The organism is Nonomuraea soli (assembly GCF_013761175.1).
Classification (GTDB): Bacteria; Actinomycetota; Actinomycetes; order Streptosporangiales; family Streptosporangiaceae; genus Nonomuraea; species Nonomuraea soli.
In genome coordinates this window covers 604,299-630,719 of record NZ_JACDUR010000001.1, presented here as the reverse complement: position 1 = coordinate 630,719, position 26,421 = coordinate 604,299, and the positions used below count along the sequence as shown (strand labels likewise).

General features: G+C 72.1%; 22 protein-coding genes and 1 tRNA gene. 13 read left to right on the top strand and 10 right to left on the bottom strand.

The genetic code is table 11. From position 1 onward, the window contains the following. Positions 1 to 5: 5 nt before the first annotated feature. Positions 6 to 2,705, bottom strand: a complete 2,700-nt coding sequence (locus HNR30_RS03015; RefSeq protein WP_181608079.1) for a helix-turn-helix transcriptional regulator — start codon at positions 2,703 to 2,705, stop codon at positions 6 to 8. A gap of 68 nt (positions 2,706 to 2,773) precedes the next feature. Here HNR30_RS03015 and HNR30_RS03010 point away from each other — a divergent pair, with 68 nt between their 5' ends. Beyond that, positions 2,774 to 3,574 (top strand): alpha/beta fold hydrolase, encoded by an 801-nt coding sequence (locus HNR30_RS03010; protein ID WP_181608078.1) that lies wholly within the window; start codon positions 2,774 to 2,776, stop codon positions 3,572 to 3,574. Here the strand turns inward: HNR30_RS03010 and HNR30_RS03005 are convergent. Next, positions 3,571 to 3,804, bottom strand: a complete 234-nt coding sequence (locus HNR30_RS03005; RefSeq protein ID WP_181608077.1) for a hypothetical protein — start codon at positions 3,802 to 3,804, stop codon at positions 3,571 to 3,573. The genes HNR30_RS03010 and HNR30_RS03005 overlap by 4 nt on opposite strands. Beyond that, positions 3,801 to 4,025 (bottom strand): DUF6158 family protein, encoded by a 225-nt coding sequence (locus tag HNR30_RS03000; protein WP_181608076.1) that lies wholly within the window; start codon positions 4,023 to 4,025, stop codon positions 3,801 to 3,803. The genes HNR30_RS03005 and HNR30_RS03000 overlap by 4 nt, the downstream gene beginning before the upstream one ends. Positions 4,026 to 4,097: 72 nt before the next feature. Here HNR30_RS03000 and HNR30_RS02995 point away from each other — a divergent pair, with 72 nt between their 5' ends. From HNR30_RS02995 to HNR30_RS02975, 5 genes are all read left to right on the top strand, one after another. Further along, positions 4,098 to 5,030 (top strand): LysR family transcriptional regulator, encoded by a 933-nt coding sequence (locus HNR30_RS02995; protein WP_181608075.1) that lies wholly within the window; start codon positions 4,098 to 4,100, stop codon positions 5,028 to 5,030. A 60-nt stretch (positions 5,031 to 5,090) separates the two neighbouring features. Continuing rightward, a complete protein-coding gene (locus HNR30_RS02990) occupies positions 5,091 to 6,548 on the top strand; it encodes a S1 family peptidase (RefSeq protein WP_181608074.1) in 1,458 nt (485 codons plus the stop codon). Between the two features lie 93 nt (positions 6,549 to 6,641). Then, positions 6,642 to 7,610 (top strand): endonuclease domain-containing protein, encoded by a 969-nt coding sequence (locus HNR30_RS02985; RefSeq protein WP_181608073.1) that lies wholly within the window; start codon positions 6,642 to 6,644, stop codon positions 7,608 to 7,610. 2 nt (positions 7,611 to 7,612) lie between these two features. After that, positions 7,613 to 8,269: a hypothetical protein gene (locus tag HNR30_RS02980; protein ID WP_181608072.1), complete on the top strand. Its 657-nt coding sequence runs from the start codon at positions 7,613 to 7,615 to the stop codon at positions 8,267 to 8,269. Next, complete coding sequence (locus HNR30_RS02975) at positions 8,269 to 11,523, top strand: ATP-binding protein (RefSeq protein ID WP_181608071.1); 3,255 nt, start codon at positions 8,269 to 8,271, stop codon at positions 11,521 to 11,523. Before HNR30_RS02980 ends, HNR30_RS02975 begins: the two co-directional genes overlap by 1 nt. A 5-nt stretch (positions 11,524 to 11,528) precedes the next feature. Here the strand turns inward: HNR30_RS02975 and HNR30_RS02970 are convergent, their stop codons facing one another. The 6 genes from HNR30_RS02970 to HNR30_RS02945 form a co-directional block, all read right to left on the bottom strand. Continuing rightward, complete coding sequence (locus HNR30_RS02970; RefSeq protein WP_181608070.1) at positions 11,529 to 12,491, bottom strand: hypothetical protein; 963 nt, start codon at positions 12,489 to 12,491, stop codon at positions 11,529 to 11,531. Then, complete coding sequence (locus HNR30_RS02965) at positions 12,488 to 13,726, bottom strand: hypothetical protein (RefSeq protein WP_181608069.1); 1,239 nt, start codon at positions 13,724 to 13,726, stop codon at positions 12,488 to 12,490. The genes HNR30_RS02970 and HNR30_RS02965 overlap by 4 nt, the downstream gene beginning before the upstream one ends. A gap of 60 nt (positions 13,727 to 13,786) precedes the next feature. Further along, a tRNA-Ile gene (locus HNR30_RS02960) sits at positions 13,787 to 13,860 on the bottom strand. A 104-nt stretch (positions 13,861 to 13,964) separates the two neighbouring features. After that, a complete protein-coding gene (locus tag HNR30_RS49900) occupies positions 13,965 to 15,089 on the bottom strand; it encodes a TIR-like protein FxsC (protein WP_181608068.1) in 1,125 nt (374 codons plus the stop codon). After that, positions 15,086 to 15,760, bottom strand: a complete 675-nt coding sequence (locus tag HNR30_RS02950; protein WP_181608067.1) for a TIR-like protein FxsC — start codon at positions 15,758 to 15,760, stop codon at positions 15,086 to 15,088. Before HNR30_RS02950 ends, HNR30_RS49900 begins: the two co-directional genes overlap by 4 nt. A 112-nt stretch (positions 15,761 to 15,872) precedes the next feature. Beyond that, a complete protein-coding gene (locus HNR30_RS02945) occupies positions 15,873 to 16,562 on the bottom strand; it encodes a sulfotransferase family protein (protein ID WP_181608066.1) in 690 nt (229 codons plus the stop codon). Positions 16,563 to 16,612: 50 nt separating this feature from the next. On the opposite strand from HNR30_RS02945, the gene HNR30_RS02940 reads away from it, so the two are divergent. Genes HNR30_RS02940 through HNR30_RS02910 form a run of 7 tightly spaced genes read left to right on the top strand, consistent with a single transcriptional unit; the run spans position 16,613 to position 25,166 of the window. After that, complete coding sequence (locus HNR30_RS02940) at positions 16,613 to 18,046, top strand: class I adenylate-forming enzyme family protein (RefSeq protein ID WP_181608065.1); 1,434 nt, start codon at positions 16,613 to 16,615, stop codon at positions 18,044 to 18,046. A 3-nt stretch (positions 18,047 to 18,049) separates the two neighbouring features. Beyond that, the gene (locus tag HNR30_RS02935) at positions 18,050 to 19,570 is read left to right on the top strand and encodes an NAD(P)-binding domain-containing protein (protein ID WP_220133151.1); all 1,521 of its coding nucleotides are present in this window, start codon (positions 18,050 to 18,052) and stop codon (positions 19,568 to 19,570) included. Further along, positions 19,570 to 20,598 carry an alpha-hydroxy acid oxidase gene (locus HNR30_RS02930; RefSeq protein WP_181608064.1) on the top strand — a complete coding sequence of 343 codons (1,029 nt, stop codon included), beginning with the start codon at positions 19,570 to 19,572 and terminating at the stop codon, positions 20,596 to 20,598. Before HNR30_RS02935 ends, HNR30_RS02930 begins: the two co-directional genes overlap by 1 nt. Further along, complete coding sequence (locus HNR30_RS02925; RefSeq protein WP_181608063.1) at positions 20,592 to 21,911, top strand: cytochrome P450; 1,320 nt, start codon at positions 20,592 to 20,594, stop codon at positions 21,909 to 21,911. Before HNR30_RS02930 ends, HNR30_RS02925 begins: the two co-directional genes overlap by 7 nt. Further along, positions 21,892 to 23,175 (top strand): cation:proton antiporter, encoded by a 1,284-nt coding sequence (locus tag HNR30_RS02920; RefSeq protein ID WP_181608062.1) that lies wholly within the window; start codon positions 21,892 to 21,894, stop codon positions 23,173 to 23,175. Before HNR30_RS02925 ends, HNR30_RS02920 begins: the two co-directional genes overlap by 20 nt. A gap of 42 nt (positions 23,176 to 23,217) precedes the next feature. After that, positions 23,218 to 23,880, top strand: coding sequence for a response regulator transcription factor (locus HNR30_RS02915; RefSeq protein ID WP_220133150.1), 663 nt, complete (start codon positions 23,218 to 23,220; stop codon positions 23,878 to 23,880). Further along, a complete protein-coding gene (locus tag HNR30_RS02910; RefSeq protein WP_181608061.1) occupies positions 23,880 to 25,166 on the top strand; it encodes a sensor histidine kinase in 1,287 nt (428 codons plus the stop codon). The genes HNR30_RS02915 and HNR30_RS02910 overlap by 1 nt, the downstream gene beginning before the upstream one ends. Before the next feature lie 43 nt (positions 25,167 to 25,209). Here the strand turns inward: HNR30_RS02910 and HNR30_RS02905 are convergent, their stop codons facing one another. Next, positions 25,210 to 26,286 (bottom strand): Gfo/Idh/MocA family protein, encoded by a 1,077-nt coding sequence (locus tag HNR30_RS02905; RefSeq protein ID WP_312894196.1) that lies wholly within the window; start codon positions 26,284 to 26,286, stop codon positions 25,210 to 25,212. Between the last annotated feature and the right edge of the window lie 135 nt (positions 26,287 to 26,421).

The following is a 26,421-nucleotide window of genomic DNA, read 5'->3' as shown; positions in this document are numbered from 1 at the left end:
TCGCGTTACCGTAGATCCATGCGGGCGAGCTCGTGACGGGAGGCGACGCCGAGCTTGGGATAGGCCTTGTACAGGTGATGGCTGACCGTACGCGGGCTGAGGAACATCTGCCCGGCGATGTCGCGGTTGCTCATGCCCGCCGCGGCCAGCCGTACGACCTGGAGCTCTTGGGCGGTGAGCTGGGCCAGCAGGTCGGGGGCCTGCTCGCGGGCCTGGGGCGTCTCGCCGGTGGCCCGCAGCTCGGTGGAGGCGCGCTCGGCCCAGGGGGTGGCGCCCAGCCGCAGGAAGATCTCCAGCGCGCTGCGCAGGCGGGGGCGGGCCTCGGCCCTGCGGCGTGCGCGCCGCAGCCACTCGCCGTAGAGCAACTCGGTCCTGGCCTGCTCGAAGGGGACCATGCTCGATCCGTGCAGGCGCACGGCCTGCCCGAACAGCCGCTCGGCCGCCTCACCCTCGGCCAGGAGCGCCTGGCAGCGCAGCGCGACGGCGGTCACCCACGGCTGTCCCGTCGCCCTGGCCCAGGCGGTCAGGCTCGACGAGGGCTCGGCCGCCAGCTCGGGCCGTCCGGCGCGGACCGCGGCCTCGACGTGGGCGGCCAGGTGGAAGTAGGTCCTGTTCATGGCGAACAGCCCGCTGGAGACGTCCCGCACGCTCCACCTCAGGACCTCTTCGTGACGGCCCAGGCTGAGGTCGAGGAGGTCGCGGGCGTCCAGGGCCTCGGTCCCGCTCTCCGTGATGCCGTGGCGCAGGATGTCGTCGGTCAGTTCCTTGCACCGCGCCTCGTCGCCCTGGATCGCGGCCACGCAGGCCAGCAGGCCGGCCAGGTGCCTGCCGTAGTGGGTGCGCTCGGTGTCCTGGGCGATGCGCAGCCCTTCGGAGGCGGTGACCTCCACGTCACGGAAGCGCCCCAGGAGCCACTGGGCGCGGCCGGCGTACAGTAACGCCTTGGGGAGCGCGCCGATGGCGCCCCGCGCGCGGCACTCCCGCACGATGGCGAGGGCCTCGTCGTGGGCGGCCTCGGCGTCGGCCACCCACGACAACCACGAGTGCAGGATCAGCCGCTCCCGGGGGCCGCGTTCCGGGTCGGCGCCGATGGAGTCCATGAGATCGAGCAGGGGGGCCGTCGCGCCGTCGGCCAGCCGCGCGATCGCGCTCGTGGCGCCGGTCAGCAGGGGGTCGCGGGATCCTGCCGCGGTGCGTGCCGCCAGGCCCGTGATGGCGGGCACATCCCCCGCCGACCAGGCGGAGACGATGGCGTTGAGGAACAGGAAGGCCGCCTCGGCGGGCGCCTCCCCCGCGATTCTGGCGGCCACCTCGGCCAGCTCGACCGCCTGCGCGCCGTGCTCCTGCTCCTGGGCGAGGGTGATCCTCATCTTGGCCAGGCGCGCCAGGACGTCCGGACGGGCGGTGGAGGCGACGATCTGTTCGTCCAGGGCGGCGGCCACCTGGGTCTGGCCGGCGTCCGCGGCGGCCTCGGCCGCGCGGGCCAGCCGCTCCGCCCGCCGTTCGGTGTCCGGGGTGAGCTGGGCGGAGCGCTGGTAGGCGGCGGCGACGGCGGCGTGACCGCCACGGGCGAAGGCCTGCTCGGCGATGCGCTCCAGATCCGCCGCGAGCTCCTCGTCGGGGCCGATGGCGGCGGCGCTCAGATGCCAGGTGCGGCGGTCCTGGTCGCCGCGCGCGCCGGACACCTCGGCCAGAGCCCGGTGGACGGCGAGCCGCCTGGTGACCGTGGCCTCCCGGTAGGCGGCCGAGCGCACCAGGGGGTGACGGAAGGTGAGGCGGCCGTCCACGAAGCCGACCAGGCCGTCGATCTCCACCGGCTCCAGGTCGTCGAGCGAGGCCCCGAGGATCTTCGCCGCGTCCAGGACGACGTCCAGGGCGCCGCTCTCCTCGGCGGCGGCGATCAGCACCAGCAGCCGCGACCGCTCGGGCAGCGCACGCAACCGCTGGGCGAACTGCTCCTCCAGCCGGCCCGACAACTGCTGGGCGCCCAGCCGGAAGGCCTCGACGGGCAGCTCGCCCGCCCGCTGCGCCGCGGTGAGCGCGCCCGGCAACTCCAGCAGGGCCAGCGGATTGCCCTGGGCCTCGTCGAGAATCTGGTCGCGCACGTGGGGTGCCAGGCCGGTCGGGTGTTCGGCCAGCAACGCGGCGCCCGCCGCCCGGGAGAGCCCGCCCAGCCGCAGGTCGGGCAGGCCGGGCGCGGCGAACGGCACGCCGTCGCGGGCCCCGAGGATCATCACGATGCCCTCCGCGTCGAGGCGCCTGCTGGCGAACAGCAGCGCGTCGGCGGAGGCCTGGTCCAGCCAGTGGGCGTCGTCGATCACGCACAGCAGCGGCCGGTCCTCGGCCAGCTCGCTGAGCAGCGACAGGGTGGCCAGGCCGACCATGAACCGTTCGGCGGGGCGGGCCTCGGTCAGCCCGAACACCCCGCGCAGCGCCTCGGCCTGGAGGGGCGGCAGGGCGGCGATCCGGTCGGCGAAGGAGCCGAGCAGCAGGTGCAGTCCGGCGAAGGCCAGCCCCACCTCGGTCTCCACGCCCACGCCGCGCAGGATCCGCATGCCCTCGGCGGTGTCGGCCGCGTATCGCAGCAACGCGCTCTTGCCGATCCCCGCCTCACCCCGCACCACGACCGCTCCACTGCGGCCGGCCCGGGCGTCGGTCACCAACCTGTCGATGACCGCCCGTTCGGCTTCGCGCCCGTGGAGCACGTAATTTCTCCCACCAGTCGTGTTACTGATTCGGACCAGCAGCCACAAAGCTTAGCGTTGCGCCCGACATGACCCTTTATTACGAGAAACGCGGCAATGGGCCGATTCTGGTGGTCTCTCCGACACTCGAAGGCGACGCCGGATACACGGTCGACCTGGTCGACCGGCTGGTCGATCACTACACCGTGGTGACCTACGACCGGCGCGGACTGTCACGCAGCGCCATGGACCGGCGAGGAGCCGGGGTCACGATGGCGGAACACGCGGACGATCTCCACCACCTCGTCGCCGGGCTCACCGACGAACCCGTCCGCATGCTCGGCTGCGGCATCGGCGCCGTCATCGGGCTGCACCTGGCACTGGGCCATCCCGCGCAGGTCGGCGCCCTCGTGGCGCACGAGCCCGTCGCGCCGCCGCTGCTGCCCGCCCTCGCCCGCGGGCACTACGAGCGCCAGCTGGCCGGGATCCAGGAGATCCACCGGCGCGACGGCGTGGCCGCCGCCTTCAGGGCCGTCGCCAGGTCGTTCGGCCTGTCAGAAGCGCCGGTCGAGCCCGGACTGACACCGCACCCGCTCACCCCGCGGCGGGTGGTCAACTTCGGGTTCCTCATCGAGCACGACTGCACCGCGCTCACCCAGGACGCCGTTGACTACGCGCCGCTGAGGGAGAGCACGGTGCGCATCGTGCCGGCGTACGGCGGGGCGACGCCGCCGACGAGCTTCGCCCATCGGTGCGCGGCCGAGCTGGCCGGCCTGCTCGGCATCGAGCCGGTCGTGTTTCCCGGCGGCCACGACGGGGGCGTCACCCATCCGCGCGCGTACGCGGCCCGCCTGCTCGACGTGCTCGGCCAGGAGGGGCACCCGGCCTAGTAGTCCACCTCGAACGTGTGCTCCCCCAGTCCGTACCCCTCTCCGCGGGGAACGACGTGCCCCTGGGCGACGAGGCTGGTCAGGCTCTGCCGTACGGCGTCCTCCGGCAGGCCCGTCAACCGGCACAGGTCGTCGAACAACGCCCCCTTCCCCTCCACCGCCTCCGCGGCCACCGCCTCGTAGACGTGCAGGTCGGCGTCGGACAATCCCTGGACGTCGTGATCGCTCATCGCTCTCGTGCCCCCTCCCTGAGCCTGCCCGGCTCCACGTGCCGCTCCGGGTGGCGCCGCAGGTACTCGCTCTCCAGTTCATTGGTGCGCGAGGTGTGCCGGGCCAGGGCGTCGTCGGAGCCGTGCAGGAACGTGTCGGTCCTGGTCTGGTGCAGGTGGCGCAACTCTCGGAGCAGGTCGTCCTCGGTCAGGCCGCGCGGGTCGATTCCCATGGCTGTCATGGGGCAGCCTCTACCCAGGAATGCCCGACAGTTGCTCGTCATATTTCCTGACATATGTGTCACACTCCGCATATGGACCTCGAGCTCAGGCACCTCAGGATCGTCCGCGCCGTCGCGGACGCCGGGAGTGTCAGCAAGGCCGCGACCCGATTAGGGCTGGCGCAACCGGCGCTGACCGCCCAGCTCAAGCGCATCGAACGGCTGCTCGGCGGGGCGCTGTTCGAGCGCGACAGGACAGGGGCGCGGCCGACGCCGCTGGGCGAGCTGGTGCTCGACCGGGCCAAGGTGCTGCTGCCCGCGGCCAAGGAGCTGCAGGACGAGGCGGTGCGCTTCGCCAACGGGCCGACGACCGGCTACCGGATCGGCGCCACGGCGGGGAACGTGCTGGGCGGCCTGGTCGACCGCCTGGCCGGTCACGGTCCCGTGCGCACCTCCACCTCCTGGTCGGCCAACGAGCTGGCGACGATGGCGGAGCTCGGGCGGCTCGACTTCGTCCTGGTCGGGGTCTGCGGCGACGCGGGGCCGCCGGGAGAGTCGATCAGCTGGGGCACGATCGGCACCGACCCGGTGTTCGTCATGGTCGGCGAGGGGCACCGGCTGTCGGGGCAGCACGACGTGGAGCTGTCGGACCTGGCCGGGGAGTACTGGGCGGTCAATCCGGGCGACGGCTGCTTCGGCGACTGCTTCGCCGCGGCCTGCGCGCGGGCGGGGTTCACCCCGGGCACCATGTACGAGACCGACGTGGCGACCTGCTACCACCTGGCCAGGGTCGGACGGGCGGTGGTGCTCTGCCAGGCCACCCACCGGCCCGCGCCCGGCCTGGTGATGCTGCCCCTGCGCGGCGCGCCGCTGCGCTGGCGCCACCTGCTGGGCTGGCATCCGTCGACGCCCGGCGCCTCGTGGGTGCTGGCCCAGGCCAGGCTCGCCCACCAGGAGGCGGTACGGCAGAGCCCGGTCTACGACGCGTGGCTGGTCCATAACCCCGTGATAGGGGCGAAGTGGTAGTCCTCGGCCGCCGGGAGCGCCGTTACGGTGACGGCACCCCCCAGCGAGCAAGGAGAAACCATGCTACGCACCCCCGCGCTGGTCGCCATCGCGATCGGCGCCTTACTCCTGACCCCCGTCCCCGCCTCGGCCGCACCCACCGCCGAGCCCCCGCAGGGCATGGTCGACGCCATGGAGCGCGACCTGGGCATCAGCCAGGATCAGGCGATCAAGCGCCTGGCCAACGAGGCACACGGTAACGCCACCGCTCCTGACCTGGCCAAGCAGCTCGGCGACTCCTACGCGGGCGCCTGGTACGAAGGCCCCGAGGGCACGTTCGTGGTCGGCACCGTCAAGAGCTCCGACTCGCGCGCGATCCGCCGCGCCGGCGCCCAGGCCAGGGTGGTCGCCCGTTCCCTGGCCCAGCTCAACGGCGCCAAGGAAGGCCTCGACAAGGCCGCGCGCCCGTCGTCGTCGGTGCACTCGTGGGGCGTCTCCCCGCAGGACAACGCGATCGTCGTGGCCGCCTCCGACGCCTCCGCCGCGCAGGCGTGGATCGCCTCCGCGGGCGTGGACCCCGCGAGCGTGAAGATCGTCGCGTCGGCAGAGCAGCCCAAGCCGCTGGCCGACATCCGCGGCGGCGACGCCTACTACATCCCGGCCGCCGGCTACCGCTGCTCCGTGGGCTTCGCCGCCCGCCGCAACAGCGACAACGCGCTCGGCTTCACCACCGCCGGGCACTGCGGCGACGTCGGCCAGGCGACCAACGGCGCCAACCAGCAGGCCCAGGGCACCTTCCGCGTCTCGTCGTTCCCCGGCGACGACTACGCCTGGGTCGAGACGAACTCCAGCTGGACCGCGCCCGGCGTGGTCAACGGCTACAGCGCGGGCATCCTGCCGGTGCGCGGCCAGACCGTCACGCAGCCGCAGGGCTCGATCTGCCGTTCCGGCTCCACCACCCAGTGGCACTGCGGCACGGTCACCTCGCTCGGCCAGACGGTGAACTACCCCGAGGGCACCGTCTCCGGCCTGACCCGCACGACCGTCTGCGCCGAGGGCGGCGACTCGGGCGGCGCGTTCATCACCAACGACCAGGCCCAGGGCATGACCTCGGGCGGCAGCGGCAACTGCACCTCCGGCGGCACCACCTACTTCCAGCCGCTCGCCGAGATCCTCAACCGCGGCTACACCCTGGTGCTGGCGGGCGGCGGCCCGAACCCGCCGACCGGATGCGCGGCCTACAACGAGAAGTTCACCGCGTCGATCTCCTCCGGCCAGAACCAGTACCACCCGAACAACTCCTACTACTACTCCTCGGCCTCCGGCACCCACGCGGGCTGCCTCGACGGTCCCGCCGGGGTCGACTTCGACCTCTACCTCCAGAAGTGGAACGGCTCCTCCTGGGCGACCGTCGCCACCAGCAGCGGCTCGGGACCCGATGAGAGCACCACCTACAACGGCACCTCCGGCTACTACCGCTACCGGGTGCACGCCTACAGCGGCTCAGGCTCCTACACGATCGGCCTGAACCGTCCGTAATCCACCTTCCGGACGGTGCCTCCCGAGGGTGGCACCGTCCGGATCCCGTATGAACCAGCAGATGCGCTGATCGTTGGTGTATAACCACGCCTGATGCTGAATATCGGGTCGGGGTGGAACGATCTGCCGGTGGGCCGGGCCGTACGGGTGACCGGCACGCGCACGGACGCGCCGGCGTCCAGCCCGCTGACGCCCGCCGTCGCCGTGCTTAGCCCGCGCGGGCGCGACCTGACGTCGCAGGCGCTCGACGAGGTCGAGTCGGCCTGCCTGCGGCTGTTCCCCGCCTGGTTACCCGGCGCCGAGGGGCTGTCCGGATCCGGCGGCGCCGCGCCGGCCGCCGCGCGGAGCCTGGCCCACGACCTCGCCCGCCGTACCTCCCACTTCGGCCCGTGGCTGAGCGACCTGGCCGAGCGCGCCGTCACCGGCTCGCGCGGGCGCCGGTTCCCCGCCGAGACCAGGGCCGTGGGCCTGTCCAGAGTCCTGGCCGCCTCGTACGGCAGAGCGTCGGCGGCCCTCCTGGTGCGCGTCCCCGAGGGCCTGGACCCCGCCGACGAGCGGGCGTTCGTGTCAGGAGCGCACTGGCTGGCCAGGTCCGGCCGCTTCGGCGTCTGGCTCACCGGAGCCGAGCTGCGCGAGCCGATCGAGGGCGCCGAGGTGCCCGTCGACCCGCCCTCCCGCTGGCACCCGGATCTTCCCGCGTCGTGCTACCCGCCCGTGGCCGGGCGCCCGCATCCGGGCAGCCCCGCCGAACTGCGGCTGGAGCAGGCCCTGGCCCGCCATCCGTGGGCGGCGGGCCGCGAATGGAACCGGACCTACCAGCACACGCCGCTGCACCCGCCCATCCATCCCGACCTGATGTGGCGGGCCGACAGGTGTGTCGTGGAGGCGGACGGCCCCGACCATCGCGGGCCGGACAAGTTCGCCCGCGACCGCCGCCGCGACGTCGACCTCCAGCTCGACGGCTTCGCCGTGCTCCGCTTCACCAACCAGGACGTCCTCACCGATGTGGCGTCCGTGGTGGCACGGATCGAACGTTTCCTCCGCACCCGCAGAGAAGGCTGACCATGACCCTCCCCCTCTCCCAGCTCAGCGCGCTGCTCATGCTCATGGCCGAGACAGGTCAGGCCACCAACACGGTGCTCAAGGACCGGTACGGCAGCGCCATCGACGGACAGCTCCGGCGCACCCTGAACGAGGCGAAGCTGGTCGAGAGCCACAGGCACGGACGCGGGTTCGAGCACGTCCTGACCGACTCCGGCTGGGCCAGGGCCGCGGAGGCGCTGCGCGAAGGCGTGCCCGTGCCGTCGCGGGCGGGCACCGTCGCGGCCCGTGTGCTGCTGGCCTGGCTCGGCGCCACCGTACGGCGCGGCGAGCGCAGCCTGGCCGAGCTGTTCGCCCCCGACGAGGTGTCCGCGAGCACGGCGCCGGCCACGGAAGGCGCGACGGCGGTGCTCGGGCACCACGAAGACGCGGAAGGGCGGGTCCGCGCCGCCTACGCCGCCCTCGCCGCGCGCCCCGGCGAGTGGGTCCGCCTCGCCGTCCTGCGCGAGCACCTGGCCGACCTGCCCCGCGACGCGGTCGACGCCGCCCTGGTCCAGCTCAACAGGGCCGACGGCATCCTGATCCCCGAGGGCAACCAGAAGACCCTGACACCTGGCGACAGGGCGGCCGCGATCGTGATCGGCAACCAGGACAAGCACCTGCTGGCGATCGGCGCCTGATGAGCGAGCTTCAGGCTCTGGCCGCGCTCAGGCTGCACCCGGTCGAGCACGCCGACGACGTCTGGCGCCCGTCGCCGTTCCACGTCGAGGCGCTGTACCCGGCCGCCGAGCGCGTGATCGGCTCGGCACTGGAGGAAGCCCGCCAGAGCCAGGGCGCCAGCCCGGTGGGCCTGGCCGTACGCGGCATCAGGGGCACGGGCAAGACCCACCTGCTCGGCTGGCTGCGCGAGCGCACCCAGGCGGAGGGCGGCTACTTCTTCCTGGTCGGCCTGCTCGACGCCAAGGGTTTCTGGGAGAGCGTCGTGATCTCCCTGCTGGAAGGCCTGGCCAGGCCTTCGGCGGACGGCCGTACCCAGCTCGCCGCGTTCCTGGCCAAGCTGGCGGCCGAGACGAACCTGCCCAGGATGAAACGGCGCGAGGCCGACGGCCGCTCCCCGCTGACCCGGGCCACGCTCGACGAGCTGGTGGAGAAACTGCGCCTGCTGCATCCGCGCACCGGCCGCGAACAGCGCGACGTCGCCCGCGCCCTGGTCCTGCTCGGCGCCGGCGACCTGGGATTGCAGGACATCGGCGAGTCCTTCCTGACCTGCGTGGCCGAGGGCGAGCCCGGCGAGCGCGGCCGCTGGGGCATCAGCGGCGCGCGGCCCACGCCCCAGGAGATCGTCCGCGGGATCTCCCGGCTGCTGGCGCTGACCGGGCACTGCGTCATCGCCGTCGACCAGATCGACACGCTCCTGGCCCAGGCGGGTATGACCACCTCGGCGGAAGAGGGCTTCTCCTGGAACGACCGGCTCGTCGTGGAACGGGTCGGAGGCGGGCTGATGTCGCTGCGCGAGGTCACCTCCCGCACGCTGACCGTGCTGAGCTGCCTGCCCTCCACCTGGACGCTCATCCAGAAGCACGCCACGGACTCCGTCCAGGACCGGTTCCGCGAGGTGCCGTTCCTGCAGCACCTCGGCACGGAGGACCGGGCGCTCGCACTGGTCGCGCGGCGTTTCGCCGTACGGTTCTCCGAGCTGGGCTTCGAACCCGCCTACCCGACCTGGCCGGTGCGGCCGGAATACCTCCGCGAGGCCACCGAGTTCACGCCGCGGCAGTTGCTGCTGGACATCGACCGGCACGTGCAGGACTGCCTCAAGGACGGGGTGGTCAGGGAGCTCGGCGCCGGGGCGAGCGTGCCCTCCGTGCCCGTGGCGCCCACCGAGCACGACCACGCGGAAGTGGACGCGCTCTGGGCCGGGCTGCGGAGCCGTACGGACCAGAACCCGCGGCTGGAGCCCGACTCCGAGGACCAGGTGATGCCGCCGCTGCTGGCGGCGGGACTGGCCGCCTGGATCATGGAGCAGGGGCCCGAGGCGGGCGCCTACCGGCAGGACGCCCCGCCGAGCGCCAAGCCCGCCCTGCACGCGCGGCTGCGCCGGGCGCTCGACGAGCGCACCGAGGACGAGATCCACTGGGCGTTCCGCGCGATCAGCGCCAAGCATCACAACGCGGTGCTCTCCCGGCTGCGAGTCGCCTCCGTGGCCGCCGGGCTGGACTCGGCGGTGCCCAAGCGGCGGCTGTTCGTGCTGCGCAACGGCGCCTGGCCCGGCGGGCCCGTGACGCGGACGACCGTGGAGGAGTTCGAGAAGCGGGGCGGGCGGGTGCTGCCGCTCGGGGCGGAGGATCTGGCGCTGCTGGGGGCGCTGCGGGATCTGCTGGCGGTCAATCCGCCGGGGCTGGCGGACTGGCTGGCCACCCGCCGCCCCACCCGCGACCTGGCGGTCTTCCAGGACGCCCTCGGCGACCCGGCGCCCGCCACACCGGCTGAAGGGGTGTCGACCCCTGACGTGCGGTCGACACCTCGGCTGCGGCCGACACCCGACGTGGGATCGACGCCTGACGTGCGGTCGACACCCGACACGCCGTCATCGCTCGACACGCCGTCATCGCCCGACACACCGTCAACGCCGGGCACGCCATCAACGCCAAGCACGCCGTCAACGCCGGGCCGGGCCGTCGCGCCCAGCCCGCCCGCGAAGCCGTCCACGAAACCGGCCGCGCCGCCGGTCATCCCCGTGGGCCGCGACCTGCTCACCGGCACCCCCACCCGCCTCGACCTGGAGGCCCTCCGCAAACACGCCGTCATCTTCGCCGGATCCGGCTCGGGCAAGACGGTGCTGATCAGGCGCCTGATCGAGGAGTGCGCGCTCCTCGGCGTCTCGGCCATCGTGCTCGACCCCAACAACGACCTGGCCCGCCTCGGCGACCCCTGGCCGCAGCCGCACCACGAGGCCGCCCGCGCCGAGGAGTACCTGCACGGCGCCGAGGTCGTCGTCTGGACGCCGCGCCGCGACGGCGGAAGGCCCCTCGTCTTCCAGCCGCTCCCCGACTTCACCGCGGTGATCGACGACCCCGACGAGTTCAACGAGGCCGTCGAGTCGGCCGTCGCCTCCCTGATCCCGCGCGCCAAGCTGGAGGGCCGCACCGCCAAGACCCACCGCGGCCAGGCCCTGCTCCGCGAGGCGATCGACTTCTACGGCAGGCGCGGACGCACCGGCCTCGCGGGCCTGGTCGACCTGCTGTGCGACCTGCCCGACGGGCTCAGCACCCTCGACGGCGCCCACAAGATCGCCGCCGAGATCGGTGAGAGCCTCAAAGCCGCCATGATCATCGATCCGCTGTTCGGCGGCTCGGGCGCACCCGCCGACCCCGGAGTGCTGCTCACCCCCTCCCCCGGCCGACGCGCCAGGATCTCGGTCATCAGCTTCGTCGGGCTGCAGGCCGACGACCAGCGCCAGAGCTTCGTCAACCAGCTCCAGATGGCGCTGTTCGCCTGGATCAGGAAGAACCCGGCGGGCGACCGGCCGCTCGGCGGCCTGTTCGTCATGGACGAGGCCCAGACCTTCGCCCCCTCCGGCACCATGACCGCGTGCACGCAGAGCACGCTCGCCCTGGCCGCCCAGGCGCGCAAGTACGGCCTCGGCCTGGTGTTCGCCACCCAGGCGCCGCGCGGCCTGCACAACCGCATACCCGGCAACGCGGCCACCCAGTTCTTCGGCCTGCTCAACGCCCCCGCCCAGATCGCGGCGGCACGCGAGCTGGCCTCGGCCAAGGGCAGCTCCGTCGACGACATCGCCCGGCTGCGCACCGGGCAGTTCTACGCCGCGCTGGACGGCGAACCGTTCGTGAAGATCCAGGCGCCGCTGTGCCTGAGCCACCATCCGCGCGCCCCGCTGTCGGTGGAGGAGGTGCTGGAGCGCAGCCGCCGCTAACCGCCTCAGGTCCTCGGCGTCGCCCTGACCAGCGCCACCGCCTGGACAGCCACCGCCGCGACACACACGACGACGAGGGCGGCCGGGTGCCACACCGGGCTCTGCTGGATGTATCCCGACTGGTCGTCGTAGTTCATCTGATCCGACAACGGGTGCAGCCACGTGAACAGGGCGAGCAGGAGCAGGTACGGCACGCTGAAGAGCAGGGCGGTCACGAGCCTGCCCGGCGTGACCCCGCGCCTCAGCATGCGCCGTCCCAGCACCACGACGGGCAGCGCCGCGGCACCGACCAGCAGGAGCCACCGCCCCAGCAGGCCCGCCGACTCCCAGGCCCGCCGTACGAGCGAGGAGCGGGAGGCGTCGTTCCACGGCGAGCCGAACACGTCGGCGGGCGTGCGCGGTTCCGTCGCCAGCCGGATCGCCACCAGGTTGACCACCGCGTAGGCGGCGACCGCCAGGATCGGCCCGGCCACCAGCAGCCGCGAACCCTGACCTCCCTCCCGCCACGAACTCCCGCGAACCGCCAGGACCACGGCGGCCAGCTGCGTGGCGGCGGCGGCCCAGAGCACGACGGTCAGCGACGGCAGGTACCAGCCGGGCTCCAGCCGCTCGAACGGCGGGCTGCTGAAGCCCTCCACCGGGAGGTCGCTGACCGGGTTGAACCAGCGCACCAGCAGCAACCCTGCCCAGTAGAGCCCCGTCACGGCGCCAGTCGCCGCCAGGACCGCCGGGGAGCGCCTGCGGGCGGCCCACAGGAAAAAGCCCGCGAAGCCTGCCTGGACGGCGGCGATCACCAGGGAGCGCTGGACGCCGAACTCCTCCAACGCCGCCACGGGACCGGCCGGATGGCCGACCGTGACGCCGTCGAGGTTGCCCCGCGTCTGCAGGACCGCGGCCACGTTGAGCCCCAGGACCACCAGCGTGTAAGGCCCGGCCGCCCGCATGAGCACCGCCGCGCGATCCCTCATGACGGCACGATCGTGCTCATGTGATCAAGCGCCTTCCTGAGCACCGGCTCGCCCCTGCGCAGTGCCCCTTCGAGATCGGTGCCCGCCGCCACCTGCCATTGCAGGTACACCACGGTGGTCCCGCTGCGCACGGAGACGGCGACGTGGGCGTAGGAGTCGCGGTAGGTCGGCTCGTCCGGCATGCTGCGCACCCGCCCGGCGAAGCGTTCGATCTCCCCCGTCCACCGGCCGTGCTCGAACGCCTCGACGGCCGGAAGGATCCCGACCGCCCCCTCCAGGTTCTGGTCGTCCCAGTGGCGGCACGGTTCGCGCACCCACCCTGGGTGGATCCGGGCCGACTCGTCATGCATCCTGCCGTGCCGGATCCGCTCGGCCTGGACCTCGTCGGCGGCCACGTGCACACTCTCGTGGACGGCCGCATCCCCCAGCATCGAGCGGTCGACCGACTGCGTGGAGCCCACGATGAACGTCCGGGAGGCCAGGTTCGCGCAGGCCAGGTCGGTGTCCTGGTCGACCCTCGGCCGGACCTCCATGCGCGTGCCGTACAGTCCGGGATCGGGCAGGACCCGGCTCAGCCACGTCGGCGGCTCGTCCGCGCCCGCGTGGGAGAGCGCCCACTCGACCTGGTCCAGGCCGCCGGTCGTCCAGTGGCGCATCGGCCATCCGAAGGCGCCGCTCACCTCCCACTGGACATGGGCCACCCACGGGCCCTTGTGCGCCACGACGTGCCCCTCGGTCCGGGGCTTGTAGATCCACGCCGTGGGACGTTTGGCGATCGTCTCGGAGACGACCTGGACCCCCTCCCAGCCGCCGCGCGTGTACGGCGCCACGCCGACGTCGCCCTCCATCACCGCCCCGTACTCCTCGGCGGCGGGTCCCTCGCAGGCGCCCGCCTCGCCGCCGGCCGCGTGAGCGAGCTCGCGCGCGGCCTTCGCGTCGGCCAGCCTCATGAAGCGCACGTGGATCGGCGGATCGGTGCGGAGCCGGGCGGCGTAGGCGGCGACGCCGCGGGGCTCGGCCTCGTCGCTCAGCGCACCCGTGCACAGGGAGAAGACGTCGTAGGCCTGGAAGTACGACTCCTCGTCGGGGGCCTCATGCGGGCGCAGCATCGCGGCGAGCTCGTCGAGCGTGCCCGCGGCTTCGGCGGGCGGCAGCCGCGAGACCGACGGGGGCGCGCTGCCGCCGGCGGCACCGATCAGCACCGCCCCGAGGCCGACGATCATGATCTTCCGCATGTCCGGTTAGACGATCGTGACAGCGAAAGTGTTCTGTCCCGTTAGGGCTGGTATTGCGAGTAGGGCGGGCGGGACTTGAACCCGCGACCCATGGATTATGAGTCCACTGCTCTGACCAGCTGAGCTACCGCCCCGCAAGTGTGCAGTCTCCCACAACTTCTGGAGAAATGAGACCACAGACGATCTCCCAAACGCCAGTCCGCCGGGCTTCCCGCTCGTTCCATGATGAAGCCACAGTTCAGAGGCCGGGATCGCCGCCGGATTCTTGGGTGAGCTTGGCGAGAACCGCAGAGACCGTCCTGCCGACGTCCTCGGCGCTACTGACCGGCGTCACTCGCAGGTCCGCCGGGAGATCGGCGGCGGCGGGCAACTGCTCGTCGTCGGGGTTCCACGGAGCCAGGATGGCCACGCGCGACGACTGCATCTCGGCGAGCGCGGCCACATCCTCCGAGTGATCCGGATGTGCCAGCAGCCATGGATCGGCGATCACCACCTCCGGCTCCGCCGTTTGAGTTCCGGTCCGCATACGCTCACCGAAGTCACGGACCTCGACTTGGTATCCGAGAGACGCGAGGAAACCCTCCAGGACGTCTCCGAGCGGCCGGCTGGAATGGCGATCGCGAAACGGACTCCACTCGATGGAGCTGCGCCCATAGAAGTACGGATCGCGAGATCGTGGCAGTCCGCCAAGGCTGGAGGCCAGGACGGTCACACGGACGATCGGCCGCGCGTCCTCGAAATCGAAGGCGCTCCTGACTGACAGGAAGTCGACCGGCTCCCCCGCCGGGGCATCGGAGCGTTCGGCTACCTCGACGATCCCTCTCGCCAGCTCGTACACGGCGCGGCTGTACTGTTGACGATACCTGGAGAGCTTCATCAGCCCGTAGAAGCCGTTTTCGGCGTATCGGGGCCCCAGATCGGCGTGCGCATGCTGGATGTTCCGCGCCAGTGTGGGCAGGTCGGCAGAGTTAACGGGCACCCAGATCGCCGGCAGGATCGGACTCGAGGCGTTGTCATGCTGATGCCGACTCTGCGTGAACGCGGCCCATTCCCTGCCGCAGCTCTCGCTTGCGAAGTAGCGCGGAGAATAGAGCGGCACGAAAACCTTGCAGGTGGCCAGTGCCACGCTGAGCTCCTGCGACCAGTTCTGGCCAGACTCCAGCGACTTGTCCATGAAACCAAGCGATCCATCGATCGGCTCGTCCAGCAACAGCGTGATCTGATCACACAGATCACGGAACAACTTGGCGACCCAGATGTTCGGATCACCGCGCTCTTCCGCACCGACTCTGGGCGTATGCGCGTAACTGAGAAAGAAGAGCGGGGCCTGCGAGTCGTCATTGGCGGCGTCGATGGCATTCACGGACCCACCTCAATTGTCCCCTGGAAGGGATTCTCGATGCTGTCGAACATCGAGGGATCGCAGGGCTCGATCTGCGTCAACTCCGCCGTCTCCACGATGTCACGCGCGATCTCGTAGGTGGCTGTGTCGTAATCGTCCCAACGTTTGGTGGACAGCAGGCCGTATATCCCGATCCGGCGATACCGGGCGTCCATGTCAAAACTCGTGAGCTGAATGTTGCGTGCCACCTGGGGGGCTCCGCCGGGATCGAAGTGCGACCACAGCACAGGGACGATCGCCCTCTGCGTGGAGCTGACCGTGCTCGCCTTCCGATGCAGTTGTTCCCGATGGGAGAAGGCCCCCCATTCCATGGCACAGTATTCGCTGGCGAAGTAGCGGGGGCCGTACAGCGGGACGAAGGCCCGGCACACACCGAGCGCGCGTTTTATCTCGGGGTCCCATTCAGTGCCGCTGCGCATGCTCAGATCGACGTAACCGGGCAGTTCCCCGCCCGGACAGTTCGTCATCTGCATGAGGTGCTGGCACAGGTCCCGGAAGAAGGTCATGACAAGGCGACCGGGATCGTCGTCGATCAGATGGTGCGGCTTCACGTGTGCGTGGCTCAAGAAGAAATAGAGCCATGGCTCGGCGGCCAACCGGCTCATCCCAGGGTCGTGCGCGTTCTCGGCCATGTGGTGAACCCTGTTCCGCTCCGCTCAGGGCCGCGGAGCCTCCGGCCGGGACCGTCCAGGGCGCGAGCGTAGCATCGAGCAGGCCCGCTAGGGTCCGACTCGGAGTGGCATCTCACCGCCCCAGCACGATCAGCCTCGCCCTCCTGCGCGCCCGCTTGCCCCACCACGCGGTCCGTTCGTTGGCCTGCGGGAACGGCGCGGGTGGCACCGGCACGCCAAGGAAGGCGCACAGCGGCCCCCACCCCTCCCGCACGTCGAAGACCAGCAGCCGCTCCTCTGGCAGGGTCGCGCGCACCCGCTCCACGTGCCGGTCGAACACCTCCAGCACGTGGGCCCGGTCGCCGACGCGGCCGTCGAAGACGCGGTCCATGATGGTCGCCCTGGCCATGCGCGGGTACAGGGCGAAGTCGGGCGCGCGGCGGGCCACCAGCCAGCGCGTGATCCGCCGCCGCAGCGGCGCCGGACGGCCTTCGGCGAGCGCGCTGCGGAAGATGGTGGCGCTGACGCTGTCGTACCAGGCGCCGGGATCACGCACGGTGAGGACGATCTTGGCGTCGGGATAGCGGTCGGCGAGCTCCTGCCAGTAGGAGGCGGCGGGCCAGTCGACGGCCGAGTGGAAACCGGCGAACACCTCGTCCCAGTCGGCCGGGCGACCCTCGCCGATCTCCAGCCACTGGCGTACCCTGCGCGGCTGGTCGATGACGGTGGCCATGTGGTAGCACGGGCCGTAGCCGAGCAGGTCGAGCGCGGCCTGTAACGACCTGGTCCCGGTGCGCCCGAACCCCGCGCCGATCACTTTCATCCGGATGCCTTTCCGATCGAACTCTGATCTGCGCCGTCTACCAATGAACCATGGCGGATCTGTTTCCACACCCCCTGCTCGAAACTCTCGGCAAGGCCTCGGACCGGCCGGTGGTCGAGCATGGGTCCAGGGTCGTCAGCCGGGGCGAGCTGCTCGGGCTGATCAGGCGGCTGGCGGCGGCGATGAGGGCGGCGGGGCTCGGCCCCGGCACGGGCGTGGCCGTACGCACGGAGGTGACGCCGGAGGCGCTGGCCGCGCACCTGGCGCTGCACACGATCGGCTGCCGGGTGGTGGGCGTGCGGCCGGGCTATCCGCCGGCGCAGCTCGCCCACGTGCTGTCGATGGGGGTCGAGGCGGTGCTGGTGGATCGGATGAACGCGAGCACGCCGCACGCCCGAACGCTCGTGATCGAGGAGCTGCTCACGCTGCCAGGCGACGGCGGCCCCCTGGAGCAGACCGCACGGCCCGGCGACGTCGCCCTGCTGGCCTTCACCAGCGGCAGCACCGGCCGCCCGAAGGGCTGCGCGTTCACCTACCGGGCGCTCGGCGAGCACTGGGCCTGGCAGCCGCGCGTGTGGTCGCCCGTCGCCGCCCGCTTCGCCGAGGCGTTCGAGCGTTATCTGCTGTTCGGCACCCTGGCCAGCATGGTCGTGCTGGAGTTCGTCGCCCCGTGCCTGCTGGGCGGGGGTGTGGCGGTGATCCCGGAGGACGACGGCCGCCCGCTGTTCCCGCATGCGATCGAGCGCCATCGCATCACCGGCGCGATCATCACCGTCCCCCGGCTGCACGGGATGCTCCAGGAGCCCGGGGTGGACGTCAGCAGTCTGAAGGCGTTGATGGTCTCCGGCTCGCCGATCAGCCCGGCCCGGCTGGCGCAGGCCGCCGAGCGGCTCGGGCCCGTGCTCTTCCAGGGGTACGGCCAGACGGAGGCGGGCTCGATCTCCATGCTCACCCCCGAGGACCTGCCCGGGGCGGCGGACTCGGTCGGCAGGCCGCATCCGAACGTCGAGGTCGCCATCAGGGACGGCGAGGTCCATGTCCGCAGCCCGTACATGATGACCGGCTACTGGGGCGCGGCGCCCCACGACGGCTGGATCAACACCCGCGACCTGGGGCGCATGGACGGCGGTTTCCTCCGTCTCGACGGCCGCACCCGCGACGTGATCATGGTGAACGCGATGGTGGTGTACGCGGGCCCGATCGAGCGGGTGCTGGCCTCCCATCCCGGCGTCGCGGAGGCCTACGTGGCCGGGGCGCCCGACGACGACACCGGGGAGGCGGTGCACGCGTTCGTGATGCCCGCCGCGGATCGCGCGCCGGACCAGGAGGAGCTGGCCGCGCTCGTGCGCCGGGAACTGGGCGCCGACCACGTCCCGAAGACCGTCACCGTCGTGACGGGCGTGCCGGTCGCGCCCAGCGGCAAGCCGGACAAGCGGGCGCTGCTGGGCTCTGAGCAATCTCTGAGAAACCCCCGCCAACAATGAGTTGTGATTTCAACCACTTACGACTATCTCGTCATCGGCGCCGGTCCCGCCGGGCTCCAGCTCGGCCACCACCTGCACAGGGCCGGTCGCCGTCACCTCATCCTGGAGGCGGGCCCCTCCCCCGGCACGTTCTTCCGCACCTTTCCCCGCCACCGCACGCTCATCTCGATCAACAAGAAGCACACCGGATGGGAGGACCCCGAGCTCAGACTCCGCATGGACTGGAACTCGCTGTTATCGGACGATCCCGCCCTGCTGTTCACCGGCTACAGCGACCGCTACTTCCCCGACGCCGACGACATGGTCCGCTACCTGGGCGACTACGCCGAGGCCTGCGGCCTTCCCATCGCCTACGACACCCCGGTGAGGCACATCACCCGCAGCGGCGACGACTTCGTCGTCGACGGCCGCCATCGCGCCAGGCGCCTGGTCGTCGCCACCGGCGTCAGCAGGCCCAACGTCCCGGCCATCCCCGGCATCGAGGAGGCCGAGCTGTACGGCAGCGCCGACACCGCGCCCGAGAGCTACCTCAACCAGCGGGTCCTGATCATCGGCAAGGGCAACTCCGCCTTCGAGACCGCCGACAACCTCGTCGAGACGGCCGCCGTGGTGCACGTCGCGGGACCGCACTCGATCCGCATGGCCTGGCGCACGCACTACGTCGGCCACGTGCGCGCGGTCAACAACAACTTCCTCGACACCTACCAGCTCAAATCGCAGAACGCCGTGCTCGACGGCGACGTCAGGCAGATCACCCGCCAGGTCGACGGCACCTACCTGGTGACGGTCGCCTTCGCCAGGGCCAACGAGATCACCAAGGACATCCCCTACGACCGGGTGATCGTCTGCACGGGCTTCCGCTTCGACTCCTCGATCTTCGCCGAGGAGGTGGCGCCCGCACTGGTCATCGACGGCAGGTTCCCCGAGGTCACCCCCGCCTACGAGTCGGTCAACGTGCCGGGGCTCTACTTCGCCGGCACCATCACCCAGTCGCGCGACTTCAAGCGCGGCACGAGCGGCTTCATCCACGGGTTCAGGTACGGCGTGCGCGCGCTGCACCGGATCCTGGAGTCCAGGCACCACGGCGTGCCGTGGCCGTACCGCGAGCTGCCCGCCGACCCGCAGGCCGTCGCCGACGCGATCATCGCGCGGGTCAACCACAGCTCGGCGCTGTGGCAGCAGTTCGGGCTGATGAGCGACGTCATCACCCTCGGCGGCGACGGCGCACGTTACCGCGAGGAACTGCCCGTCGGGCTGGAGGAGGGCGAGCACATCGCGGTGACCCTGGAGTACGGCCCGCACCACGACCAGGTCGACCCGTTCGACGTCAACGTGGGCCGCATCAGGCAGAACGACGCCGCCCGCGCCGCCGAGGGCCACTACCTGCACCCGGTGGTGCGCCACCACAGGCCGGGCCGGCCGCCCGCCGTCCACCACATCACCGAGAACCTCGAGAACGAGTGGACCTCGCCCGAGGTGCACGTCGAGCCGCTGCGGGCCTTCCTGGCGGAGGCGATGGGCTGATGTCCTGGTCCGCGGACCGGGCCGAGGCCGAGGCCCGGATGGATCCCGCGCACGTCGCCTACTACGCCGGTTGGGCGGGCGACGGGATCACCCTGCGCGCCAACGAGGAGGCCTTCCGGCGGCTGCGGCTGCTTCCTCGTGTCCTGCGCGGCGCCGGCAAGCTCGACACCGGCATGACCCTGCTCGGATGCCCGACGGCGGCGCCGGTGCTGGTGGCGCCGACCGCCTTCCACCGGCTCGCCGACCCCGAGGGCGAGCGGGCCACCGCGCGGGCGGCCGCCGCCACCGGCACGATCATGATCGTGAGCATGGCGTCCACGGTGGGGATCGGGGACGTCGCTGCCGCCGCGCCGGGGGCGACGTTGTGGTTCCAGCTCTACATCCAGCCGGACCTCGGCTTCACCCGCTCGATCGTCGGCCGCGCCGAGGCGGCCGGATGCAGGGCGCTGGTCGTCACCGTCGACGCGCCCGTCAGGGGGCGCCGCGACGACGACCGGGGCTTCACCGACCTGCCCGAGGGCCTGCACTGCGAGAACCTGCGCGACGGCGACGGAGTGCGGCCCATCGTCATGTCGCCGGCGTTCGGCTGGGAGCACCTGGCCCTGCTGCGGGAGATGACGACGATGCCGATCGTGATCAAGGGTGTGCTGCGCCCCGACGACGCCCGCCTCGCCGTCGACCACGGCGCCGACGGGATCGTGGTCTCCAACCACGGCGGGCGCCAGCTCGACACGGTCCCGGCCACCGTCGAGGTGCTGCCGGGGATCGCCCAGGCCGTAGGCGGGGCCGTACCCGTGCTGCTCGACGGCGGCGTGCGGCGCGGCACCGACGTCGTCAAGGCGCTGGCGCTGGGCGCCGACGCGGTCGCGGTCGGCCGCCCGGTGTTGTGGGGGCTGGCGGCCGGCGGCGAGCCGGGCGTGACCCGCGTGCTGTCCACCCTGCGCGACGAGCTGGAGTACGCGCTGACGATGTGCGGCTGCGCGGGCCTGGACGACATCGGCCCCGACCTGGTGAGACGGCCATGCTGATCCTCCTGGCGGCCGCCGCCGTCGTCGTGGCAGGCCTGCCGTGGTGGCTGCCGGACCGGATCGTGGCCCTGCGCACGCGGCTGTTCGCGCGGATCAACGGCGACGACGGCATCACCGTCCCCGGCGAGCTGGTCACCGCCGACCGGTTCGAGGAGATCTACGGCCATCCGGCCGCGATCGGCCGCAGCAAGGGCGCGGCCCTGTCGGACCTGTTCTGGTACTGGCTGTCGCCCGGTGCCGAGATCCACCAGGAGCACCTGGAAGCCGGTGAGCGCTACACCGCCGTGGCGCTCACCACCAGGGCCTTGCTGTCCGTACGGCGCGCGGAGATCGAGGAGCTCGCCCGTCGCTGCACGGCCACGACCGTGATCGGCACCTCGGGACGGGTCCGGCTGCGCGACCTGATGATGCCGCTGTGGGCGGAGTTCTCCTACGAGCTGGTCTTCGCAGAGCGCTGCCCGCCGAAGGCGCGCGAGCTCATCGTGGGCGCCGCCGGTGACGTCGCCACCGCGCTCAAGTGCTGTGGGCTGCGCCACATGGATCGGCGTGAGCGGCTGACCGCCTACCTGGAGGCCAATCTGCACCGGGTACGGCTGCCGCTGCCCGAAGGCCTGTCCGACGAGGAGCGCGCGCTCTACCTGCAGGGCACCTTCTTCGTCACCGCGGTCGTGCAGATGTCGGAGGCCATGGCCCACCTGCTGCTGGTCCTGGCCCGGCATCCGGCGGCGCAGCGGCGGGCCAGGGCGGGCGAGCCCGGCCATCTCGACCGGGTGATGGCGGAGACGATGCGGCTCTACCCGCTGTTCGGCATCGCCCATCGCGTCACCGTCGCCGACATCGAGCTCGGCGGGGGCGGCCGCATCCCCGCCGGGTCCGTGCTGTGCTTCGACTACCCCGCCTTCCACCACGCCGGGACTCCCCAGCCCGGCCGTTTCGATCCCGACCGTCCCCGGTGGCCCCACCACCTGCCGTTCGGCGTGGCCGCCAACCGGCCGTGCCCGGCCTGGCGGCTGGCGCCGATCGCCATGCGCGCGGTCACCGAGGAGATCCTCGGCCGCCACGCGCTGCACTCTGCCGCCTCGCACACCAGGTCGATGCCCAACCGGGGACCCTGCCTGATCACCACGCCCGGCGGCGTGCCCGCGCCCGGCGCCCTGGCGCTCATGCGCCTGCGCGACCGGTGGGAGGACGTCTGGCGCAGCCTCGTCCAGCTCGTGCTCGGCACCTACATGGTGTGGGACGCCCGCAGGCAGCGCCTGTGCGCCCGCCACTTCGAACGAGAGGAGAACGCGCATGCTCGACCCCAACCTTGAGCTGGTCCTCAAGGTCTTCCCCGCGCTGGTCGTCATCCTGCTGACCTCGGCGATCTGCGGCCGCCTGGCCATGATGGTGATGCAGCCGCGCGTGCTCGGCGAGATGGTCGCCGGCGTGCTGCTCGGCCCGACCCTGTTCGGCTGGCTGTTCCCCGAGGCCCAGGCGGCGCTGTTCCCGCAGGATGTCCGGCCGGTGCTGTACGTGCTGTCCACGATCGGGCTGACCCTCTACATGTTCCTGGTCGGCGCCGGGATGGACCACAGCGCCAAGAGCCCGGGCGAGGTGCGCAAGGGCTCGGCGCTGGCGGCCTCGGGCATCGTTCCCGCGCTGGCCCTCGGCGGCGGCGCCGGACTACTGCTGTACGACATGCTCTCCGTGCCCGACGTGAGCCGGTGGGAGTTCGCCCTGTTCGTCGGTGGCGCGTTGTCGCTGACGGCCTTCCCGATGCTGGCCAGGATCCTGTACGAGCGCGGGCTGGAGAACAGCCGGCTCGGCCGGCTCAGCCTGCTGGCCGCCTCCATCGACGACGCGCTGGCCTGGTGCCTGCTGGCCGTACTGACGGCGGTGCACCTGGGACGCGGCTTCGAGGGAGCGGTGCCGACCATCGTGCTGGCGGCGGTGTTCGCAGCGGTGATGTTGCTGGTGGTCCGCCCCCTGCTGCGTCCGCTGGGCACGGCGGTGGCCAGGACCGGCAGGTTCAGCCCCACAACCGTGTACGTGGTCATCCTGGTGGCGCTCACCTCCGGGTGGATCACTGACTGGATCGGCGTCTACGCGGTCTTCGGCGGCTTCGTCGCCGGGCTGGCGATGCCGCGCGATCCCGCCTTCCGCGACGCGCTGCACGGCCGCATGATGGAGGTCGTCTCGACGTTGCTGCTGCCGGTCTTCTTCACCTTCTCCGGGCTCAACACGCAGCTCGGCGGCATCGCGGGCGGCGCGATGCTGCTGGCCTTCGGCCTGATCTTCGTCGCGGGCTTCGTCGGCAAGTACTTCGGGTGCGCGCTGGCGATGCGGGGCATGGGATTCGGCTGGCGCGAATCGTACGCCGTGGGCGGACTCATGAACGCGCGCGGGCTGATGATCCTCATCTTCATCAACATCGGCCTGGCCCAGGGGATGATCACCAGCGAGCTGTTCGCCATGCTCGTGCTCGTCGCCGTGATCACCACCGCCGGCGCTCTGCCGCTGTACAAGCTGGCGCTGCCCGACCAGCACGAGCCCCAGCAGCAGAAGAGTCCCGTTCTGGAGCGGGCCGATGCCTGACCGGCCCTGGAAATCCGGTGGTGGCGGTGCAACCGTTGGAGGGTGGCGCCGACACCACTGCTCCTCGTCGAGGACGACTGCGAGCTCGCCCACCTGCTGGCCGAGCTCTTCACCGAGCAGGGCTACGCGGTCGACCTGGCCAGAGACGGGCAGCGCGGGCTGCACCTGGCCCTGAGCCGCACCTACGAATCGATGATCATCGATCGGGGTCTGCCCACGATGGACGGCGTCGAGCTGCTGCGCCGCCTGCGGCAGCGCGGCGTCACCGTGCCTGTGCTCGTGCTGACCGCCTTCGGCTCGCTGGAGGACCGGGTCGAGGGGCTCGACGCCGGCGCCGAGGACTACCTGGTCAAGCCCTTCGAGATCGACGAGCTGCTGGCCCGGGTCCGCGCCCTGCACCGCAGGAACCTGGACCGGGCCACGCTGCTGCCGCTCGGCTCCGGCTGGCTGGACCCCGAGTCGCACATCGTGAGCCTGCCGTCCGGCGAGGAGGTGACGCTGTCGGGGCAGGAGTGCCGGCTGCTGTCGGCCCTGGCCCGACGTCCGCGCCAGGTGCACACGCGGACCTCGCTGCGGCATCGCGTCTTCGACGGCGCGCAGAAGGACTCGATCGTCGACACCTACGTCTACTACCTGCGGGGCAAGCTCGGGCCCGGTGTGATCAGCACGGTGCGCGGGGTGGGCTACCGGCTGGGTGAGCTGTGATGGATCATGATCATCGCCTGTTGCTGCAGGCACGACGGCGGCTGACCGTCCAGGTAGCGGGTGCCATCTCGGCCGTGCTCGCGATCTTCGGCGCGGTCGTCTTCTGCGTGGGGCTGCACGACCAGCACTCCTCGTCGCGGCGCGAGCTCGCCTCCATCGCCCAGCGTGCCACGCTCGACAACCCGCCGCCGTGCGTGTGGCTCTTCTCCTGGAGCTCCCCCGGCGCCGCGCGCGGCTCGCCCGGCGCCCCGGCCGCGCTTCCCCTCGCCTCCGCCCTGGACCAGGTCGCCGCCGGCGGGCGCGAGCGGGTCGAGGAGGTGACGGCCGGCGGGCGCACCTACCTGGTCCACACCCTGCGCCGCGGCGGCGTCGCCGTCCAGGCGGCGATGGACCTGCACGCCCAGGCGAGCGAGCGGAGCAGGCTCCTGCACACCCTCATCGTCTCGGAACTGGCCGGGCTGCTCGCCGCGCTGCTGATCGGCCAGATCGTCGCCCGCCGGGCCATCGCGCCGCTCGGCCAGGCCCTGGCCCGCCAGCGCAGGTTCGCCGCCGACCTCAGCCACGAGCTGCGCACCCCGCTGACCAGGCTGCACACCAGGGCCCAGCTGCTGGCCCGCCGGCTACGGCGCGGCACGGAGCCCGCCGTGCTCGCCGACGAGGTCGACCGGCTCGTCGCCAGCAGCAAGGAACTGGGCGAGGTGGTCGAGGACCTGCTGCTGTCGGCACGCTTCGCCCAGCTCGACCGCACCTTCCACCCGGTGGATCTGGCCGAGCTCGCGGCCGACCAGATCGCCCTGGAGCAGGCCCGCGCGCACTCGCTCGGCATCCGCATCGAGCAGCGGTGCCGGGGTACGGCGGGGCCGGTGGTCAGCGGGGTGCCGTCGGCGCTGCGCCGCGTGATCTCGGCGCTCATCGACAACGCGCTGCGGCACACCGGGGCGGGCGGGCACGTGTGGGTGACCGTGTCGGGCGGGCCGAAGCTGGTGGAGCTCGTCGTGAGGGACGACGGGGTGGGGCTGGACCCCGGCGACAGCGAGCGGTTGTTCGTCAGGTACGCCAGCGGCAACCGCGGGTTCGGGCTGGGGCTGGCACTGGTGCGGGAGGTCGTGGAGGGCCACGGCGGCACGATCACCGCCGACGGGCGGCCGGGGGTCGGCGCGGCCTTCATCGTGCGCCTCCCCGCCTGCCCGGCGCCTGACCGCCACGACCCGGCCGATGTCTGGCCCCACCCGCCCGCCCCGTGGCCGCACCCGTCGCCCCGCGCCGAGGCGCCCCGGGTGCCGTGAGAGCAGGCGGGGAAGCGCCCGGGTGGGGCGGCCCGCCGTACGGCTAGCGCGGGATCTCGCGCCACTGGCCCGCGCTGCTCGCGACCGCTTCCAGCACCCGCTGCACCCGCAGCCCGCCGGCGAACGACGGCTCGGGCCGCCGCCCCGCGCAGATCGCCTCCACCAGGTCCCTGGCCTGGTGCACGAACGTGTGCTCGTACCCGATGGCGTGCCCGTACCACCAGGCGGGATCGCTCACCCGCACCTTCCTGAACCCGTCTCCCCTGACCCCGTCGCCGCCGAGCACGAGCAGGTCGTTGGGCGATCCGAGGTCGAAGATGACGCTCCCCCCTTCGGCGTCGATCTCCACCCGCAGCCCTTCGGCCCGCCCCGGCGCGTAGCGGCTGGCCTCGAAGACGCCGAGTGCGCCCCCGCCGAAGCGGGCGACGAAGGCGGTGGCGTCGTCGACGGTGACCTTCTCCGGCCGCCCCTCCTCCGAGGGCCGCTCGGCGACGAAGGTCTCGGTCAGCCCGCTGACGCCCGTGATCAGGTCGCCCGCGAGGTGCTGGGCGAGGTCGACGGCGTGGGAGGCGAGGTCGCCCAGGGCCCCGCTGCCCGCCTCGCCGGCGCGCAGCCGCCAGGCCATGGGCGTGGCCGGGTCGGCGAGCATGTCGTTGAGGTAGCTGCCGCGCACGTGCCGGACGCGTCCCAGGCCGGCGACCAGTTCGCGGGCGGCCGCGACGGCGGGCAGGCGCCGGAAGTTGAAGCCCACCATGGCCAGTCCGGGCGCGGACGCGGCGGCCTCGGTCATGGCCTCCGCCTCCTCGACGGTGTTGGCGAGCGGCTTCTCGCACAGCACGTGCTTGCCCGCCCGGAGGGCGGCCAGGGCGATGGGCGCGTGGGTGGCGCCGGGGCTGCAGATGTCGACCAGGTCGACGTCGTCGCGTTCGACGAGGCGGCGCCAGTCGTTCTCGTGCGCGGCGAATCCGAGGGCGGGCGCGGTGAGGGTGCGCCCGCACAGCACCGAGAGCACGGGCCGGGCGGGCAGGTCGAAGAAGTGACCGACGTTGCGCCAGGCGTGGGCGTGGGCGCGGCCCATGAAGCCGGTGCCGATCACGCCCACCCTGATGACCTGGTTCACGGCATCCTCCTTGTGCGTTCGCGGTGGCGCGTGAACTGCTCGCGTAAAGCGGGGAGGATCGCCATCACATGGTCACCTGCCGATGTTCGCGCTAACAACCCTAGGCGCTCACAGTGCCGATCCGGGCGAGGTGAC